15 protein-coding genes are annotated in these 16,510 nt (G+C 69.8%); 8 read left to right on the top strand and 7 right to left on the bottom strand.

The genetic code is table 11. The features are described 5' to 3' along the window. Positions 1-71 precede the first annotated feature (71 nt). From JWS13_RS40740 to JWS13_RS40715, 6 genes are all read right to left on the bottom strand, one after another. Positions 72-1,922 carry a peptidoglycan D,D-transpeptidase FtsI family protein gene (locus tag JWS13_RS40740; protein ID WP_206010830.1) on the bottom strand — a complete coding sequence of 617 codons (1,851 nt, stop codon included), beginning with the start codon at positions 1,920-1,922 and terminating at the stop codon, positions 72-74. Beyond that, positions 1,919-2,593: a cell division protein FtsL gene (gene ftsL / locus JWS13_RS40735; protein WP_206010829.1), complete on the bottom strand. Its 675-nt coding sequence runs from the start codon at positions 2,591-2,593 to the stop codon at positions 1,919-1,921. The genes JWS13_RS40740 and ftsL overlap by 4 nt, the downstream gene beginning before the upstream one ends. Further along, positions 2,590-3,606: a 16S rRNA (cytosine(1402)-N(4))-methyltransferase RsmH gene (gene rsmH, locus JWS13_RS40730; protein WP_206010828.1), complete on the bottom strand. Its 1,017-nt coding sequence runs from the start codon at positions 3,604-3,606 to the stop codon at positions 2,590-2,592. Before rsmH ends, ftsL begins: the two co-directional genes overlap by 4 nt. Before the next feature lie 197 nt (positions 3,607-3,803). Continuing rightward, positions 3,804-4,235 (bottom strand): division/cell wall cluster transcriptional repressor MraZ, encoded by a 432-nt coding sequence (gene mraZ, locus JWS13_RS40725; RefSeq protein ID WP_005247637.1) that lies wholly within the window; start codon positions 4,233-4,235, stop codon positions 3,804-3,806. 497 nt (positions 4,236-4,732) lie between these two features. Further along, entirely contained in the window at positions 4,733-5,161 is a 429-nt protein-coding gene (locus tag JWS13_RS40720; RefSeq protein WP_012688068.1) for a DUF3040 domain-containing protein, read from the bottom strand. Positions 5,162-5,395: 234 nt separating this feature from the next. Continuing rightward, a complete protein-coding gene (locus tag JWS13_RS40715) occupies positions 5,396-5,857 on the bottom strand; it encodes an SAV_6107 family HEPN domain-containing protein (RefSeq protein WP_241032623.1) in 462 nt (153 codons plus the stop codon). Between the two features lie 173 nt (positions 5,858-6,030). Between JWS13_RS40715 and JWS13_RS40710 the strand changes: the two genes are divergently transcribed. Genes JWS13_RS40710 through JWS13_RS40690 form a run of 5 tightly spaced genes read left to right on the top strand, consistent with a single transcriptional unit; the run spans position 6,031 to position 10,924 of the window. Continuing rightward, positions 6,031-6,642 (top strand): GNAT family N-acetyltransferase, encoded by a 612-nt coding sequence (locus tag JWS13_RS40710; protein WP_124389957.1) that lies wholly within the window; start codon positions 6,031-6,033, stop codon positions 6,640-6,642. After that, a complete protein-coding gene (locus JWS13_RS40705; protein WP_206010826.1) occupies positions 6,639-8,213 on the top strand; it encodes a phytoene desaturase family protein in 1,575 nt (524 codons plus the stop codon). Before JWS13_RS40710 ends, JWS13_RS40705 begins: the two co-directional genes overlap by 4 nt. Next, the gene (locus tag JWS13_RS40700; protein ID WP_206010825.1) at positions 8,210-9,022 is read left to right on the top strand and encodes a carotenoid biosynthesis protein; all 813 of its coding nucleotides are present in this window, start codon (positions 8,210-8,212) and stop codon (positions 9,020-9,022) included. The genes JWS13_RS40705 and JWS13_RS40700 overlap by 4 nt, the downstream gene beginning before the upstream one ends. A 31-nt stretch (positions 9,023-9,053) precedes the next feature. Next, positions 9,054-9,767 carry an LppM family (lipo)protein gene (locus tag JWS13_RS40695; protein WP_124389954.1) on the top strand — a complete coding sequence of 238 codons (714 nt, stop codon included), beginning with the start codon at positions 9,054-9,056 and terminating at the stop codon, positions 9,765-9,767. Further along, on the top strand, positions 9,764-10,924 hold the full coding sequence (locus JWS13_RS40690; protein WP_206010824.1) for a glycosyltransferase family 2 protein: 1,161 nt from the start codon (positions 9,764-9,766) through the stop codon (positions 10,922-10,924). Before JWS13_RS40695 ends, JWS13_RS40690 begins: the two co-directional genes overlap by 4 nt. Here JWS13_RS40690 and JWS13_RS40685 read toward each other — a convergent pair. Beyond that, the gene (locus tag JWS13_RS40685; RefSeq protein WP_206011914.1) at positions 10,917-11,882 is read right to left on the bottom strand and encodes a methylenetetrahydrofolate reductase; all 966 of its coding nucleotides are present in this window, start codon (positions 11,880-11,882) and stop codon (positions 10,917-10,919) included. The genes JWS13_RS40690 and JWS13_RS40685 overlap by 8 nt on opposite strands. Before the next feature lie 70 nt (positions 11,883-11,952). On the opposite strand from JWS13_RS40685, the gene JWS13_RS40680 reads away from it, so the two are divergent. The 3 genes from JWS13_RS40680 to JWS13_RS40670 all read left to right on the top strand — a co-directional run bounded on the left by JWS13_RS40680 (position 11,953) and on the right by JWS13_RS40670 (position 16,503). Next, positions 11,953-13,170, top strand: coding sequence for a polyprenyl synthetase family protein (locus JWS13_RS40680; protein ID WP_206010823.1), 1,218 nt, complete (start codon positions 11,953-11,955; stop codon positions 13,168-13,170). Positions 13,171-13,178: 8 nt separating this feature from the next. Next, entirely contained in the window at positions 13,179-14,777 is a 1,599-nt protein-coding gene (gene crtI / locus JWS13_RS40675) for a phytoene desaturase family protein (RefSeq protein ID WP_206010822.1), read from the top strand. A 121-nt stretch (positions 14,778-14,898) separates the two neighbouring features. Then, on the top strand, positions 14,899-16,503 hold the full coding sequence (locus JWS13_RS40670) for an alpha-(1->6)-mannopyranosyltransferase A (protein ID WP_206010821.1): 1,605 nt from the start codon (positions 14,899-14,901) through the stop codon (positions 16,501-16,503). Positions 16,504-16,510 lie beyond the last annotated feature (7 nt).

Raw genomic sequence — 16,510 nt, 5'->3', positions numbered from 1 at the left:
CGTGTCCGCTGAACGGCCGACGTGTCAGATTACCGTGAGCGCTCCCGGAACCCGATTCGGCCGACCTTCGCTCAATCGGCCTGCAGCACCAGCCTGCGTCCGGGGTCCGGGGACATCGGCACGCTGTCGCGCTGCAACATCCACGACGCGATGTTGTGGAACAGCGGGGCAGCGGACTGCCCACCGGAGCCGTCCGCACTGCGTGTCGGCGCGTTGAGCATGATTCCGACGACGTACCGCGGATTGTCGGCCGGAGCGATCCCGGCGAACGTGATCCAGTAGTTCGAGTTCGAGTAGCACTTGCAGGCGGGGTCGACCTGCTGGGCGGTCCCCGTCTTGCCGCTGATCTGATACCCGTCGACGGCGGCCTGCACCCCGGTACCGCGCTGGTTGCCCGTGTCGTTCTGGGTGACGGACCGGAACATGTCGCGGACGGTGGCCGCGGTCTGCGGGCTGACGACCGTCACCTCCTCGGGCGCCTCGGTCTCCGTCCGGTTGCCGGACGCGTCGACCGTCGCCTTGACGATGCGCGGCGGGATGCGCACACCGTCGTTGGCGATCGCCTGGTACATGCCGGTCATCTGCAGCAGGGTCATCGACAGGCCCTGTCCGATCGGCAGGTTCGCGAACGTGCCCCCCGACCACTGGTCCCGGCTGGGCACGTTGCCGGCGCTCTCACCGGGAAGTCCGACGTCGGTACGCTGGCCCAGACCGAACCTGGACAGCATGTCCGCGTAACGGTCCTCGCCCACGCGCTGGGCGAGCATCAGGGTGCCGACGTTCGAGGACTTACCGAACACCCCGGTGGCCGTGTACGGGGCGACCCCGTGATCCCACGCGTCCTTCACCGACACCCCCGACATCTGAATGCTGCCGGGAACCTCGAGAACCTCGTCGGGTGAGGTCAGCCCGTACTCGATCGCGGCCGCAGCGGTGACGATCTTGTTGACGGATCCCGGCTCGAACGGCGTACTCACCGGCAGGTTGCCCATCTCCACCGTCCGTGGGTTGTTGCCGACCCCGATCGCCGGATTGAACGTGCTGTCGTTCGACATCGCCAGCACCTCACCGGTGTGGGAGTCGAGCACGACCGCCGACGCATCCTTCGCACCGGACTTGTCCTTGGCCATCTGCACCTGCTGCTGGACGTAGTACTGCAGGTCGGAGTCGATGGTGAGTTCGACGCTCGATCCGTCCACCGCCGGTTGCTTGTCGCGCCAGCTGCCGGGAATCACCGCGCCGTCGGAGCCTCGGTCGTACGTCTGGGAGCCGTCGGTCCCGGCGAGCGTGGAATCGAGCGAATCCTCGAGGCCGAGCAGTCCGTGACCGTCCCAGCCGGTGGCGCCGACGAGGTTGGCGGCAAGCGACCCGCCCGGGTACTCGCGGATGTCCTGGCGTTCGAGACCGACCTCAGGGAACTTGTCGCTGATCTGCGCGGCGATGTTCGGGTCGACGCTGCGGGCCAGATACACGAACGTCTCGTCGCCGTGCAGTTTCTCCTTCAGATCCTTCTCCGGTGCGACGTCGCCGAGCCGGTCGTGGATCTCCTTCGCTATCGCGTCGAGCCGGGAATCGACGTCGGGGGCGGTGTCACTCTTGGCCTTCGCCTCCTCGAGTTCCTTCCGCACCCGCGCAGGCTGAAAAGTCAGCGCCTTCGCTTCCATCGTGAAGGCGACGGGATTGGAGTTGCGGTCGGTGATCGAGCCGCGCAGCGCCGGATCCACCTCAGTGGTCGTGCGCTGGTTCGCCGCCTCCGCAGACAGTTGCGGTGCGTCGATGACCTGGATCCACAGAAGCTGCACGGCGGCGAGGCCGAGCGCCAAGAACATCAATCCGCGCCCGATCCGTTGCCTGAACGGAAAAGACGCGGTCCCGGCGCCCGTGGGGCGCCGGGGACGATTTCTCGGTGCGCTTCGACTCACCGGCGACCACCGGAGGGTGGAACAGTCGTCGGTGCGGCGGCCGAAGGGATCACGGGAACCAATTGTTCACCCTGCGCCTGGATCTCTGCGCCATTGCCGGGCTGCGGCGTGGCGCGTGGAGATTGTGTGGTGCCCCTGTTCGGAGCGGTAGCCACGGAGTTGCCACGCTGAGTGTTCGGGGCGGCGGCGTCGAGCGGAGGCACCGGCGCACCCGACGCCGGGGCCGGCTTTCCGACGACCTCGACGCTGCCGTCGGGGTGGACGACGAGCCGCGCCGGGTCGTTCGCGGGGACCATGCCGAGCTTGGCCGCTTCCTCCGCCAGTTTCGGGGCGGAGTTGGCGGTCTCGACGTCACGCTGGAGCGCGGCCTTCTCCTCTTCGAGGGACTGGTTGTGGGCGCGGGCGGCGCTCAGCTGGTACGAATCCTCCGCGGACCGGGTGGTGAGCAGCAGTGTGACGGCCAGGCCCGTCGCGAGCAGCACGAGGATCGTCGCCACGAACGGGATGCGGGCGGTGAGCGTGCCGGTGCGGTTCTTGCCGGAGACGGCGATCGCGGATCCGTTGTGCACAGCCGCGCGCTGGGTGCGCTTCTTGTACGCCCGCTCAGCCGCGCCCGACCGGTTGTCCGCCCGCGCGGGCCGCATCTCGGTGGAACTCACCTGAACCGTCATGCCGCCGACCTCCTGGCAATTCTTTCTGCAGCGCGCAAACGCACCGGGGCTGATCGTGGGTTCTCTTCGATTTCCTGTTCGGACGCGCGCTCCGCCCCTCGTGTGAGGATCCGGAATTCCGGTCCCATCCCGGGCAATTCGACGGGAAGCCCCTCCGGGCTCTTCGACTTGGACCTGGGAGTGATTTCCTGCTTGACGACCCGGTCTTCCAGGGATTGGTACGACATGAACACGACGCGTCCCCCGACGGTCAACGCGTCGAGTGCAGCCGGTACCGCGGCGCGCAGTGAATCGAGCTCGCCGTTGACCTCCACCCGAAGAGCCTGGAACGTCCGCTTCGCGGGATGTCCCCCGGTACGGCGGGTCGCCGCAGGAATGGTGCGGTACAGCAGTTCGACCAGAGCTGCGCTGGTCGTGAACGGCTCCTTCGCGCGTTGCCGGACCACCTCCGACGCGATCTTGCCCGCGAAGCGCTCCTCGCCGTACGTGCTGAGGATGCGAGCGAGATCTCCGTGGCTGTACGTGTTGAGGACCTCGGCCGCCGTGATGCCGGTGGTCGGGTCCATCCGCATGTCCAGGGGCGCGTCGATCGAGTACGCGAACCCTCGATCCGATTCGTCGAGCTGCATCGAGGAGACACCCAGATCGAAGAGGATGCCGTGCACCGACTCCTGCGCGGACAGACCCGCCTGGGTGAGCGCATCCTCGATGCCGTCATAGCGGGTGTGCACGAACGTGATTCGGTCCGCGAACGGGGCGAGCCGGCCACCCGCGATCTCCAGTGCGTGCGGATCACGGTCGAGGGCGACGAGCCTCAACTGGGGGTAGGTCCGCAGGAAGTGCTCGGAATGCCCGCCGAGGCCGAGGGTCGCGTCGATCATGACGGCGCCCCCGCCCTGCGGGTCGTTCGCGGTGAGGGCAGGGCCCAGCAGTTCGTCTGCGCGGTGAAGCAGTACCGGGATGTGACCGAAACCATCGGCGGGCGAGGAATCTTCCCCCTCGTGATCCACCATGATCCCTCCGGCTCCTGCTCTGTGGTGCTGGTGAACGTGCCCGGTGCCGGGGTCCACTGCTCGAACTTCTCGTGTCGGCCAGTTGCCGTGGCGAATGCTTCGAGGTCCCTGCCCGAAATGAAAACCTGGCGCTGGGGAAGTGCGTCAGGGTTCCGTCGGACAGAGGCCTCGCGGCATTCGCGGGGACGTGTTCACGCTCAGACGATCTCGCCGAGCGCGACTCCTGTTGCCTGCGAGTAGTTCTCCTCGTTCGCCTCGACATAGGTCTGCCAGGCTTGCGCATCCCAGATTTCGAGGAAGTCGACCGAACCGATCACTACGCAGTCCTTGGAGAGACCCGCGTAACGACGGTGATCTGCCGAGAGGGTGATGCGCCCCTGGGCATCTGCGTGCTGCTCGTCGGTACCTGCCGCCAGTCCGCGAACGAAGGCTCGCGCCTCCGGATCGCTTCGCGACGCGGCCGCGGCCTTGCGTGCGAGAGCGGTGAATTCTTCCCGGGGATATACCGCGAGGCTGTGATCCTGACCCTTGGTGACCATCAACCCTCCCGCCAGCGCATCCCGGAACTTTGCGGGCAACGTGAGCCGCCCCTTGTCGTCGAGCTTCGGCGTGTAGGTACCGAGAAACACTCGACACCTCCCACCGCGTTCATATCGAACGCCGCATGCCCGGGCGGTTCACCTTCGCTCCCCGCTGCGCACCACAGTACCCCACTTTCCCCCACCCACAAGGTAGATAACCGCGTGTTGCCACCCAATTTGCCCAATACTTGCTGGTCAACGCGAATTGGAGCAGGTGGGGGGAAATTCCCGACGTGATCACCGACACGGGCACCGTCGATCGCGCTCCGGCACACAGCGGCGCCAAGCATCCGAAAGGCCCAGGTGAGAGCTCACGGAGAGGGTGCGTTACCCCTGCTCCGCGGCTCGTCGCGGACCCGAGGGGGGAAAGTGGGGAAACGGGGTGGGTGAGGGTGGGGATTCGTGGGCGGGAGCGTTCACTGGCCCCACCTGCCGGGCACAACAGGGCCGAATGGGCGCCGGGCGACCGGGTGCCGACCCCGGAGACAGCAGTGGCGGCGTGGCATCACATGCCACGCCGCCACTGAACTGCTGAGCGGGTTGTACTACTCCTGCTCGAATCTCTTCTTGAAGCGGTCTTCCATTCGCGACGAGAATCCGCCACTCTTGCGCCCGCTTCGGGGCTTACCGCGTTCGGCACGGCCGGTCTCGCCTTGCGTGGTCGAGCCACCACGTGAGGACTGTCCGGACTTGCTCTTTCCTCCACCCCACAGGAGGAGGACTCCGGCACCGAACATGACGATGAAGCCGATCAGGCTGATGACGGGAAAACCGCCCGGCTTGATCGGAAGGGCGACGCCGGCGATGAGCAGGACCAGGCCCAGAACGAACAGGGCCACCGCCTGCAATCGACGACGACTCGATGCCGCACGCATGCGACCGCCTCGCACAGTGGAGGCGAACTTGGGATCCTCGGCGTAGAGAGCGCTCTCGATCTGGTCGAGCATGCGCTGCTCGTGCTCGGAGAGTGGCACGGTACCTCCCCCGGCACTGGAGTGTTGGCCACCGCCTCACGGTGCGAGACGGTGGGTAACCGACTTTGGCGGCTACCTAGATTTAATAATACGAGCAGTTCGATCCCCGTACCACCTACTCCACGTACGAGTTCCCCACCAACCTTACGGACTCCCGCACCGAACGACGTTCGGGGCACCGCAATGTCGCGGACGCCGCACCGTTTTCCCGCCGTTTCCGGTCTCCCGGCCGTCCTACGAGGCCCGCAGATCGAGACCTGCGCCACGTTCGATGTGATCTTCGACGGCCTGGAGAAAGCGTCCGACCTCGACGAAGAACTCGTCGGCCTCGAGATCGGTGAGGGTTCTCGACATTCCTGCCTCGATGGCGGCGCGGGTGGGCGAGTGACCGGCGAAGTAGTCGGCCCAGTTCCTGAATTCCGGCGCCGCCCCGGCCATGAGCACCCAGGCGTTACGTGTTCGTGTCCTTTTGCTCCCCGCCGGCCCCTCCGCGGCGGCCAGCACGGCGCCCGCGCCGCGCAACGCGGCCAGATACGCGCTGTGGAATCGATCCGCCGGGCCGCCTGCCCCCACCGATTGGACGAGGAGCGCGTCGGCGCGATCGAGCAGCACCGAGCCGCGGCGCGAGGCCGGGTTGCGTACGTCACCCTTCCGGTGCGAGTTCCCAGAGGTCGGTCCCGTGACCGGATTCGTCAGCACTTCGAACACCTCCAAAACCCCGGTGCAACCACCCCGCCGGGCGTAGTCAGGTCGTGAGTTCGGGGGTCGGCGATGCTCGCTTCCCTCGAGCATCGCCGGATCCCCACCATCGAACATCTGTTCGACCTATTCAATATAGCTGGACCCACCGACATGTCGTCAAGAGAAAGGTGAGACCGGTCGAACCGAACGCTGACCAGACTCCGCTCGTGGTCGAACTCTCGGCCGCCGAGTTCCGCGACCGCCTGCACGAGGCGCTGTCGATCTACGTCGCCGCCATGGGCTATCCCCACGGCACCGAATACCACCGGGCGCCGATGTGGAACGAGCACCTCCAGCGGTCGGGGTGGCGTGGCGTCGGCGCGCTCGTCCCGGCCGGGGACGGATCCACCGACGACGCGGCCGCCCGCCTCGTCGCCATCGCCTACGGCTACCGCGGAGCCCCCGAGCAGTGGTGGCACCAGCAGGTCCGTTCCGGCCTGCGCCACACGGGGTGGACCCGCGACCAGATCGACGTGATCCTCGGCAACTACTTCGAACTCACCGAACTCCACGTCCACCCGGACGCCCAGGGTCACGGGCTCGGCGAGACCCTGCTCCTGCGCCTCCTCGAACGCCGACCCGAACGCGGGGTGCTGCTCTCCACCCCGGAAGTGGCGGACGAGGACAACCGCGCGTGGCGGCTGTACCGCCGCCTCGGCTTCAGAGATGTCCTGCGCCACTTCCGATTCGCCGGCGACAACCGGCCGTTCGCGGTGCTGGGACGCGGGCTTCCCCTGTGATCGACGCGGTGGTCGTCGGATCGGGACACAACGCCCTGGTGTCGGCGTGTTACCTCGCGCGGTCCGGGTGGTCGGTCGAGGTGATCGAACGCGACACCGTGCTCGGCGGCGCCGTGTCCACGGTGGAACGCTTCCCCGGGTACAAGGTCGACCGCGGGTCGTCCGCGCACATCATGGTCCGGCACACGGGGATCGTCGAGGAACTCGACCTCGGCGCGCACGGCCTTCGGTACCTCGACTGCGATCCGTGGGCGTTCGCCCCCGCCCCCGCTGGAACGGACCGGCCGGGAATCGTGTTCCGCCGCAGCCTCGAGGCGACGTGCCGGTCCATCGAGGAGTCCTGCGGGGCCGCGGACGCCGACGCGTACCGCCGGTTCGTGGACGTGTGGGGTCCGCGCAGCGCCCGCGTCATGCGCGCGTTCTCGAATCCGCCGACCGCGCCCGCGCTGCTCTCGTCGTTCTGGGGGCTCGACACGGGCGGCGGCGGCAGCGACCTCTCCCGGCAGTTCCTCGGTTCCGGCGACGCACTGCTCGACGAGTATTTCGACGACGAACGGCTCAAGGCGGCGCTCGCGTGGTTCGGCGCCCAGTCCGGTCCGCCGATGTCGGAGCCGGGGACGGCGCCGATGGTCGGGTTCGCGGCCCTGATGCACACAATTCCGCCCGGCCGCGCCGTCGGCGGCAGCGGAGCCCTGACCGCGGCGCTCGCCTCGCGACTGCAGTCGGACGGCGGGACGGTCACACTCGGCGAGTCGGTGGTCTCGCTGAGCCGCGACGGCGGCACCTGGACGACTCGGACGTCGTCGGGCCGCGAGATCCGCTCCCGTGTGGTGGTCGCAGGCTGCCACGTGCTGACCACCCTCGGCCTGCTCGAACGCGGCGGGTACGACCCGCAGACCCTCGCCCGGTGGCGTCGCCGGATCCGCGTCGGCCCGGGGATCGGGATGGTGGTGCGGCTGGCGACCGACGCTCTCCCCGCCTATCCGAGCGCGCCCGACGACACCGTCACCGACGGGCTCCAGCTGCTGGTCTCGGATCGCGCCCAGCTGCGGCTCGCGCACGGCGCGGCGCTCGCCGGGGAGCTCCCGCCGCGGCCCGCGGTGCTGGGGATGAGCTTCAGCGGACTCGACCCCACCATCGCACCCGAGGGCAGGCACCAGGTGACCCTGTGGTCGCAATGGCAGCCGTACCGGCTGACCGGCGGCAGGCGGTGGAGCGACCTCGCCGCGCCGGAGGCCGACCGGATCGTGGCGGAGATGGACGCGCTGGCACCCGGGTTCGGCGAGTCCGTCCTCGACCGGCACGTGCAGTCGCCGCAGGACCTCGAAGACGAGATGGGGTTGCTCGGCGGCAACGTCATGCACGTGGAGATGTCGCTGGACCAGATGATGATGTGGCGTCCCCTCCCCGAGTTGTCGGGGCACCGGGTTCCGGGGGCCGACCGCCTGTACCTGACGGGGGCCTCGACCCATCCGGGTGGCGGGGTGTCCGGTGCGAGCGGCCGGAGCGCCGCCCGGATAGCGCTCCGCGACGACCGAAAGGGTCTGGCCCGCGTGTGGCGCCGGCGATGACCTCCCGTGTTCCCGTCGTTCTCGCGGGGGCGGCGATCGCGGCGCAGATCCTCTACCCGCTGGTGCACGGCGGGGTCCGTGACGTCGTCACCGTGTTCGTGGTCGTCCTGCTCGCCGCCGCCTCGATCACCCACGCGGCCGTGACCCGGGGCGGACGCTGGGCGGCGGGACTCGTGATCGTGACGGCCGGGCTGGGTCTGGTCTCCGAGGTCGCCGGGACGGCCACCGGCTTCCCCTACGGCTGCTACGACTACAGCGTCGACCGCCTCGGTCCCGCACTCGCCGGGGTGCCCCTCGTGGTGCCGTTCGCCTGGACCGCCGGCTTCTACCCGGTGTGGTGTGCGGCGTCGGCGCTCGCCCGCGGCCCGCACAGGCGGGCGGTCCGGATCGCGCTGACGACCGTCGGCGTCGTCGGCTGGGACCTGTACCTGGACCCGCAGATGGTCGCGGACGGCCAGTGGCGCTGGTGCGTCACCGACGCCGGCCTGCCCGGTGTCGAGCACATTCCGCTGACGAACTACGCGGGGTGGTTCGTCGTCGCGACGGTGATGGCGGTCGCGATCGACCGGATCGACCGCCGCTTCGGCACGGGAACCCGGCACCGCGACGGCGTCCCGATCGGGTTGTTCCTGTGGACGTGGCTGGGTTCGGCGCTGGCCCACTCCGTCTTCCTGGACGCCCCCGAGTTGCGGTATTCGGCAATCTACGGGTGGTGCGCGATGGGAATCCTGGGAGTTCCCCTGCTCGTCTCGCTGCTGCGGCCGGGCGTCCGGCGGCCCGGGGCCCGCGACACGCACCCTCACGCCTGACACCGAACCGGTCCCCTGGCACGATACGACTGTGCAGCTGCCTTCGGTTCCGACCTCGACCCGCTCGCGGAGGGCCGCGTCCCTCGCCGTCCTCGGCCTTCTCCTCGTACCGTTCCTCGCGGGATGCCTGCGGGTTCAGGTGTCGATGGGTGTGTCCGCCGACGACCGGGTCTCCGGCCAGATCGTGGCCGCCGCCGTGCCGGCGAACGATCAGGACAAGGGCCCCCAGCTCACTCCCCCCGGCTCGCTGTCGGACAAGGTGCGCATCCAGGAGTACAAGAAGGACGGCTACGTGGGCAGCCAGGCGTTCTTCAGCGACCTCACGTTCGGCGACGTGGCGCAGCTCGGCACGATGTCGGAGCAGGCCACGGGAAGTTTCCAGATCTCGCTCCAGCGGACCGGCGACCTCGTGACCCTCGACGGGAAGGCCGATCTCAGTTCGGTACCCGCCCAGGGCACCGACGTGCAGTTCACGATCGCGTTCCCGGCCCGCGTCGCCACCACCAACGGCACCCGTGAGGGCGATTCGATCGTGTCGTGGAAGTTGCCCGCCGGCGACACCTCGACGATCCGGGCCGAGGTGCGCTATTCGGATCCCAGCACCCGCAGTTTCGCGGGCTGGGCGGGCATCATGGCCGGTGTGACGCTGGGTGTGGCCGTCATCGTCGGTGCGCTGGCGTGGCTGGCCCGTAACAAGGAGCCGGTGCTCGGCGGCCGTCGCGCACGAGATCATTCGGACGTGTGACCGCGGCGCCGATCGAGCGGGTGGTCCGGTTCGGCTCCCTGGTCTCGGTGCTCGGTCTCGCCGTCTCCGTCGCCAACCTGCGCTCCGCACCGCGGCTCCCTGCTCCGGCCCGCCGGGTCACCGAACCCGTCACGGTCTGCGTCCCGGCCCGGGACGAGCGTGACCGGTTACCCGCTCTGATCGGCGACCTGCGCGCACAGCGCGGGGTCGACGATCTCCGGGTGTTCGTCTACGACGATGCCTCCACCGACGGCACGGCCGGGGCCGCGGAGGTCGCGGCCGGCGGCGACCCTCGCTTCTTCGTGCTGCGGGGAACCGCCGAACCGCCGCCGGGATGGGTGGGTAAACCCGCGGCCTGCCACCGCGTGAGCGAGCACGCCTTCGCGCAGGGACGGGCACACAGCGGGGTCCTCGTGTTCCTCGACGCCGACGTGCGGTTGCGCCCCGACGCGCTGAACACCGCCTGCACCGCCCTGCGCGAGTCCGACGCCGCCCTGGTCTGCGCGTGGCCGTTCCAGCAGGCGGGATCGGCCGGTGAGGCCCTGGTGCAGCCGCTGCTCGGATGGTCGTGGGCGGCGACGCTGCCCGTCCGCGTGGCCAACCGGTCTCGGCGCCCGTCCACCGCCGTCGCCTGCGGGCAGTTCATGGTCTTCGACGCCGCCGCGTACCGCGGGGTCGGGGGTCACGGCGCCGTTCCGGACAGGGTGACCGAGGACCTCGACATCGCACGCCTGCTCCGCCGGTGCGGGCAGACGACCACGCTGGTCGTGGCCGGCCGGTCGGCATCCTGCCGGATGTACGAGGACACCGGTGCATTGCGGGGAGGCTACGACCGCTGGCTGTGGACGGCATTCGGCTCCCGCCTCGGCGCCGCGGCGGTCCTCGGTGTCGCGACCGTGGCGTACCTGGTGCCGCCGGCGGCCCTCGCGGCGGGACGGGGACGCGTCCGCCGGTGGGGCGCGGTGGGGTATCTCGCGGCCACGACATCCCGGCTGTGCGCCCGGGCACTCGAACGCGGCGATCGCCTCACCGCCGCAGATGTGGCAGGCGCGCTCGCGCATCCGCTGTCGGTGGCCGCGGTGACGGCACTGACGGTCTCGTCACACCGCAGTCATCGGCGCGGGCGCACCCGGTGGAAGGGCCGGACGCTCAGCTGACCGGCGCAGGGGTGACCGGGGACGGATCCGCCACGCCCGAACCGACCTTGTCGCCGAGCCGGGCGAGCACCTCGCTGGTGGCGCGCGCGAAGTTGAGAGTGATGAAGTGCAGGCCGGGCGCACCCTCCGCGATGAGGCGTTCACTCATCTCGGTGGCGAGGTCGATGCCGATCTCGCGCACGGCGGCGCGGTTCTCCTCCGGACCGTCCCCGGCGGCCGTGGCCAGCCGCTTCTCGAGGTGCGCCGGCAGACTCGACCCCGACAGTTCGAGCATGCGGCGGACCGACCCCAGCGACGTGATCGGCATGATCTCGGGGATGATCGGCTTCGCGCCCTGCTCGGGGTCGTACGCCGTCACCCGGTCGCGCAGCCGCAGGTAGTCGTCGACGTCGAAGAACATCTGGGTGATCGAGTACTCGGCGCCCGCCCGCAGCTTCGACACCAGGTACCGGGTGTCGTGTGCAAGATCGGGCGCGCGGTAGTGACCTTCCGGGAACGACGCCACGCCGACGTGGAAGTCGCCGAGGTCGCGGACGAGCCGGACCAGATCCTCGGCGTATTCGACGCCCTGGGGGTGCTTCTCCCATTCGCCCAACGGGTCACCGGGCGGGTCGCCGCGCAGGACCAGGATGTTGCTGATTCCGCGGTCGGCGTACGCGCCGACCATCGACCGCAGTTCGTCGACGCTGTGGGACACGGCGGTGAGGTGCGCGACCGGCAGGAGGGTGGTCTCCTCGGCGAGCTGGCCGGTGACGCGGACCGTGCGGTCGCGCGTCGACCCGCCCGCACCGTATGTCATGGACACGAAGGCCGGACCCATCCGCTCGAACTCGCGGACGGCACGCCACAGACGGGCCTCGGCGGCCTCGTCCCGCGGCGGCGAGAACTCGACGGAAAAGGGCACCCGACCGTCGCCGGACGACCGGATCCGGTCGACGATGGACGGGGTGCGGGTCACCCAGCCTTCGCTGGCCCGCCCCCTGACGGAATCGAATGTCACCCGTCCAGCATAGGTAGTGCCCGGAGGAATGCACCCACTGCGTCTCAGCAGGCACCCGGGATCCGGGCAACCGGCTGCCCGGACGAGCGCCCACTATGGTGGTGTCGACGCCTGCTGCCGGTCTCGGCGCACACGCGAAATTTCGATCCTGGAGGCAACACTGTCCGTTGGAACGCGCCCCTCCGCCCTCGCGGCCGAGGTCGAGAATGCGCTGCGCGACTTCTTCGCCAGCCGGCAGGACGTGGTCGACGCCGTGGGTGGCGGCTACCGCGAGGCCGTGACGACACTCGAGGACTTCGTCCTACGCGGAGGCAAGCGGGTCCGTCCCGCGTTCGCGTGGACCGGCTGGCTCGGGGCGGGCGGCGACGCCGGGGGCCCCGAGGCCGGGCCCGTGCTCCGCGCCTGCTCCGCGCTGGAACTGGTGCAGGCCTGCGCCCTGGTCCATGACGACATCATCGACGCCTCCACGACGCGCCGCGGGTTCCCCACCGTCCACGTCGAGTTCGCGGAACAGCACCGCACCGGGGGGTGGAGCGGTGATTCCGCTCACTTCGGCGAGGGCGTCGCGATTCTCCTCGGCGATCTCGCGCTGGCCTGGGCCGACGACATGATCCGCGAATCGGGCATCACCGCGGACGCGTCGGCCCGCATCTCCCCCGTGTGGTCGGCGATGCGCACCGAGGTGCTCGGCGGGCAGTTCCTCGACATCAGCAACGAGGCCCGAGCGGACGAGTCGATCGACGCCGCCATGAAGGTCAACCGGTACAAGACCGCGGCGTACACCATCGAGCGGCCGCTGCACCTCGGCGCGGCACTCGCAGGCGCCGACGACACTCTGGTCTCGGCGTACCGCCGATTCGGCACCGACATCGGTATCGCCTTCCAGCTCCGCGACGACCTGCTGGGCGTGTTCGGGGATCCGGCCGTGACCGGCAAGCCGTCGGGCGACGACCTGCGGGCGGGCAAGCGCACCGTCCTGTTCGCGATGTCGCTGCAGCGCGCCGATGCCGGCGACCCCGCGGCGGCCGCCCTGCTCCGCGAGGGCATCGGCACCGATCTGTCCGATTCGGACGTGGACACCCTCCGGAACACGATCACGTCGCTCGGCGCGGTCGCCGACGTGGAGAAACAGATCGAGGATCTCGTCGCGACCGCGCTGTCCACGCTGGAGACGAGCACCGCGACCACCGCGGCGAAGCAGCAGCTCACCGAGATGGCCGTCGCCGCGACGCGCCGCGACTACTGAGGTCCGCGGTGGCTCGCGCGCTGCGGACGGTTCCCGGCCGCACCGATCACGTCGTGGTCGTCGGTGCCGGCCTCGCCGGTCTCTCGGCCGCCCTGCACCTCACCGGATCGGGCCGCCGCGTCACCGTCCTCGAACGGGAGTCGTCACCGGGCGGGCGGGTCGGCACCTACCGCGGTCCCGGCTACGACATCGACAACGGCGCGACCGTCCTCACGATGCCCGAACTGGTCGGCGAGGCGCTCGCGGCCGTCGGCGCGGATTTCACGTCGACCAGCCCGCCACTGGTCCTGGAACGGCTGTCCCCGGCGTATCACGCGCGGTTCGCGGACGGTTCCTCGCTCGACGTCCACTCCGATCCCGACGCGATGGTCGCGGAGGTCAGCCGGGTGTGCGGGCCGGACGAATCGGCGCGGTACCTGCGGCTGCGGCGCTGGCTCGGCCGGATCTTCGACGCCGAGTACCACCGCTTCATGGACGCGAACTTCGATTCGCCGCTGGATCTCGTCTCGTCCCGTGAGGCCGCGCGGGATCTGCTGAGGCTCACCGCGCTGGGTGGGTTCGGCCGCCTCGGCGCCCGGGTCGACCGGACCATCACCGATCCGCGACTGCGCCGGATCTTCACGTTCCAGGCGCTGTACGCCGGCGTCGCCCCCGCCGACGCCCTGGCGGTGTACGGCGCGATCGCCCACATGGACACCTCGCTCGGTGTCTACTTCCCCCGGGGCGGGATGCGTTCGATCGCGCTCGCCCTCGCCGACGCCCTCACCACCGCGGGTGGGGAGATCCGGTTCAGCACCGAGGTCGCGGCGCTCGAGCGAACCGGTGACCGCGTGGGCGCCGTCGTCACGGCGGCGGGTGAGCGCATCGACTGCGACGCGCTGGTGCTCACCCCCGACACGGCCGTCGTCGACGCGCTGCTGCGCCCGGTGACCCGCCGAACGCCCCGCCGGGTGCGGGTGTCGCCGTCCGCCGTGGTCCTGCACGGGACCGTCCCCACCGCGGTCGCGTCGCGGTGGGCCACCCAGCGGCACCACACCATCGACTTCGGTCACGCGTGGAAACGGACGTTCGCGGAGATCACGGCGCGCCGGGGACGCGGACGGCTGATGACGGACCCGTCGCTGCTGATCACCCGGCCCGCCGTATCGGATCCGGGCCTCGTCCTCGACCGCGCGGGCACCGCCTCGGAACCGCTGTCGGTGCTGGCTCCGTGCCCCAACCTGCACAGCGCGCCGCTGGAGTGGTCCTCGCTGACCGGCCCGTACACGAACGAACTGCTGCGCGAACTCGAGAAGCGCGGGTACAGCGGGATCGCGGAGCATTTCACCATCGACTACGTCGACACCCCCCTCACCTGGCTCGGGAAGGGCATGGCGGCCGGCAGTCCCTTCGCGGCGGCGCACGTGTTCCGGCAGACGGGTCCGTTCCGGCGCCCCAACCTGGTCCGGGGCCTCGACAACGTCGTTCTCGCCGGGTCCGGCACCGTCCCGGGTGTCGGCGTTCCGACCGTCCTGCTGTCGGGGAAACTCGCGGCCGCGCGCATCACCGGGCCGGTAGGAGCACGAAGTGCGGAATTGCACTCGAAAGCACGAAGTGCGGGAGGATAGGGCGAGGCGTGGCGAGAACTGGTGCCGGCAGCAATTAAACTGGTTCCTCGACCATGCGATGCGCGCGACGACGAGCGCACCGACCGCAACCGAACTCACCTCGGGGGAGGAATCTGCACTCATGACGTCCTCTGCCCGGCAGGCGACCGTCGCCGCTGCGACGACCACGCCGCAGCGGTCGTGGCCCCAGACCACGGCCGACTTCCTCCGCAGCCCGGAGGGGCACGCCGCACTTCTCGGTTTCGTGGGCGCCGTGATGATCACGTTCGGTGGTTTCGGTGCGGGCAGCGTCCGCCGCGAGGACCCGCTGCTCGAGGCGATGCACCTGTCGTGGCTCCGGTTCGGTCACGGGCAGATCCTGTCGACCGTCATCGTCTGGGTGGGTGTCGTCGCGATGATCACGGCGTGGGTGCGGCTGGGCCGCGCCACCCTCGGCGGCGACGTCACGCTCCGGCAGTTGCGGATGGTCGTGCCGGTGTGGACGGCGCCGCTGCTGCTGGCCGTGCCGATGTTCAGCCGGGACGCGTACTCCTACCTGGCGCAGGGCGCGCTGCTGCGTGACGGGTTCGACCCCTACGCCGTCGGTCCGGTGGTCAACCCCGGAATCCTTCTCGACAACGTCAGCAACGTGTGGACCACCACCACCGCGCCGTACGGTCCGCTGTTCCTGCTGCTCAGTCAGGGCATCACCGCGATCACCGGCGACAACGTCATCGCGGGAACGATGCTCCTGCGCGTGACGATGCTGCCCGGGCTCGCGCTGATGGTCTGGGGCGTTCCGCACCTCGCGCGGCACCTCGGCGGTAATCCGGCCATCGCGCTGTGGCTCGCCGTGCTCAATCCCTTGGTCCTCGTCCACCTCATCGGCGGTGTCCACAACGAACTGCTGATGGTCGGCCTGATGATCGCCGGCATCGCGCTCGTCCTCGAACGCCGCCATCTGGCCGGCATCGCGCTCGTCGCGGTGGCGGTCGCGATCAAGGCGACCGCGGGCGCCGCGCTCCCCTTCATGGTGTGGATCTGGGTGCTCCACGAGAAGGAGAAGGCCGAGGCGGAGGGGCGCACACCCGCGTCGCCGCTCGCGTCGTTCGCGAAGACCGCGGGTGCGGGATTCGCCGTGTTCGTGGTCGTCTTCGCCGCCGCCTCCGCCGTCGCCGGTGTCGGGCTCGGCTGGATGACGGCGCTGTCCGGTTCGAACAAGATCATCAACTGGTTGTCGCTGCCGACGATCCTCGCCCACTTCGTGACGGTCGGAACGTCGTGGTTCGCGGATCTGCGGCTGGGTGAGGTCCTGGCCGTCACCCGCCCGATCTGTGCGGTGGCCCTCGTCGGGATCGTGCTGGCGGCCTGGTGGCGGTACCGGAAGACCGAGCGGGATGCGATCCTCGGGATCCTCATCGTCCTGGTCGCGATCGTGATCCTGTCGCCGGCCGCGCTGCCCTGGTACTACTCGTGGCCGATCGCCATCGCGGCCGGCTTTGCGTTGTCGACGCGGACGTTGATGATTCTCGTCGGGTTGTCCACCTGGTTGATGCTGGTCTTCCAGCCGGACGGGTCGATCGGTCTCTACACGTTGGCGCACGTGGTGCTCGCGACGTTCGCCGCGGTCGTGGCGGCGGTGTCGCTGCGCACGGTCGACCCGCTGCGGCTGCGCGCACCGCGGCCCGTCGAGGAAGAGCGCACCGCCGACCTCGCTGGTGCGGCGTCGTCGCCCGGCGTCGAATGACCGGTCG

Source organism: Rhodococcus pseudokoreensis (assembly GCF_017068395.1).
In the GTDB taxonomy this organism is placed as follows: Bacteria; Actinomycetota; Actinomycetes; order Mycobacteriales; family Mycobacteriaceae; genus Rhodococcus_F; species Rhodococcus_F pseudokoreensis.
Note: the sequence above shows the minus strand (reverse complement) of the source record. Positions and strands in the feature narration are given on the sequence as shown.

Excerpts from the sequence above, each read along its gene's own strand:
- ftsL (WP_206010829.1), bottom strand. The coding sequence starts at position 2,593 with ATGACGGTTCAGGTGAGTTCCACCGAGATGCGGCCCGCGCGGGCGGAC.
- rsmH (WP_206010828.1), bottom strand. The coding sequence starts at position 3,606 with ATGGTGGATCACGAGGGGGAAGATTCCTCGCCCGCCGATGGTTTCGGT.
- JWS13_RS40700 (WP_206010825.1), top strand. The coding sequence starts at position 8,210 with ATGACCTCCCGTGTTCCCGTCGTTCTCGCGGGGGCGGCGATCGCGGCG.
- JWS13_RS40680 (WP_206010823.1), top strand. The coding sequence starts at position 11,953 with ATGCACCCACTGCGTCTCAGCAGGCACCCGGGATCCGGGCAACCGGCT.
- JWS13_RS40670 (WP_206010821.1), top strand. The coding sequence starts at position 14,899 with ATGACGTCCTCTGCCCGGCAGGCGACCGTCGCCGCTGCGACGACCACG.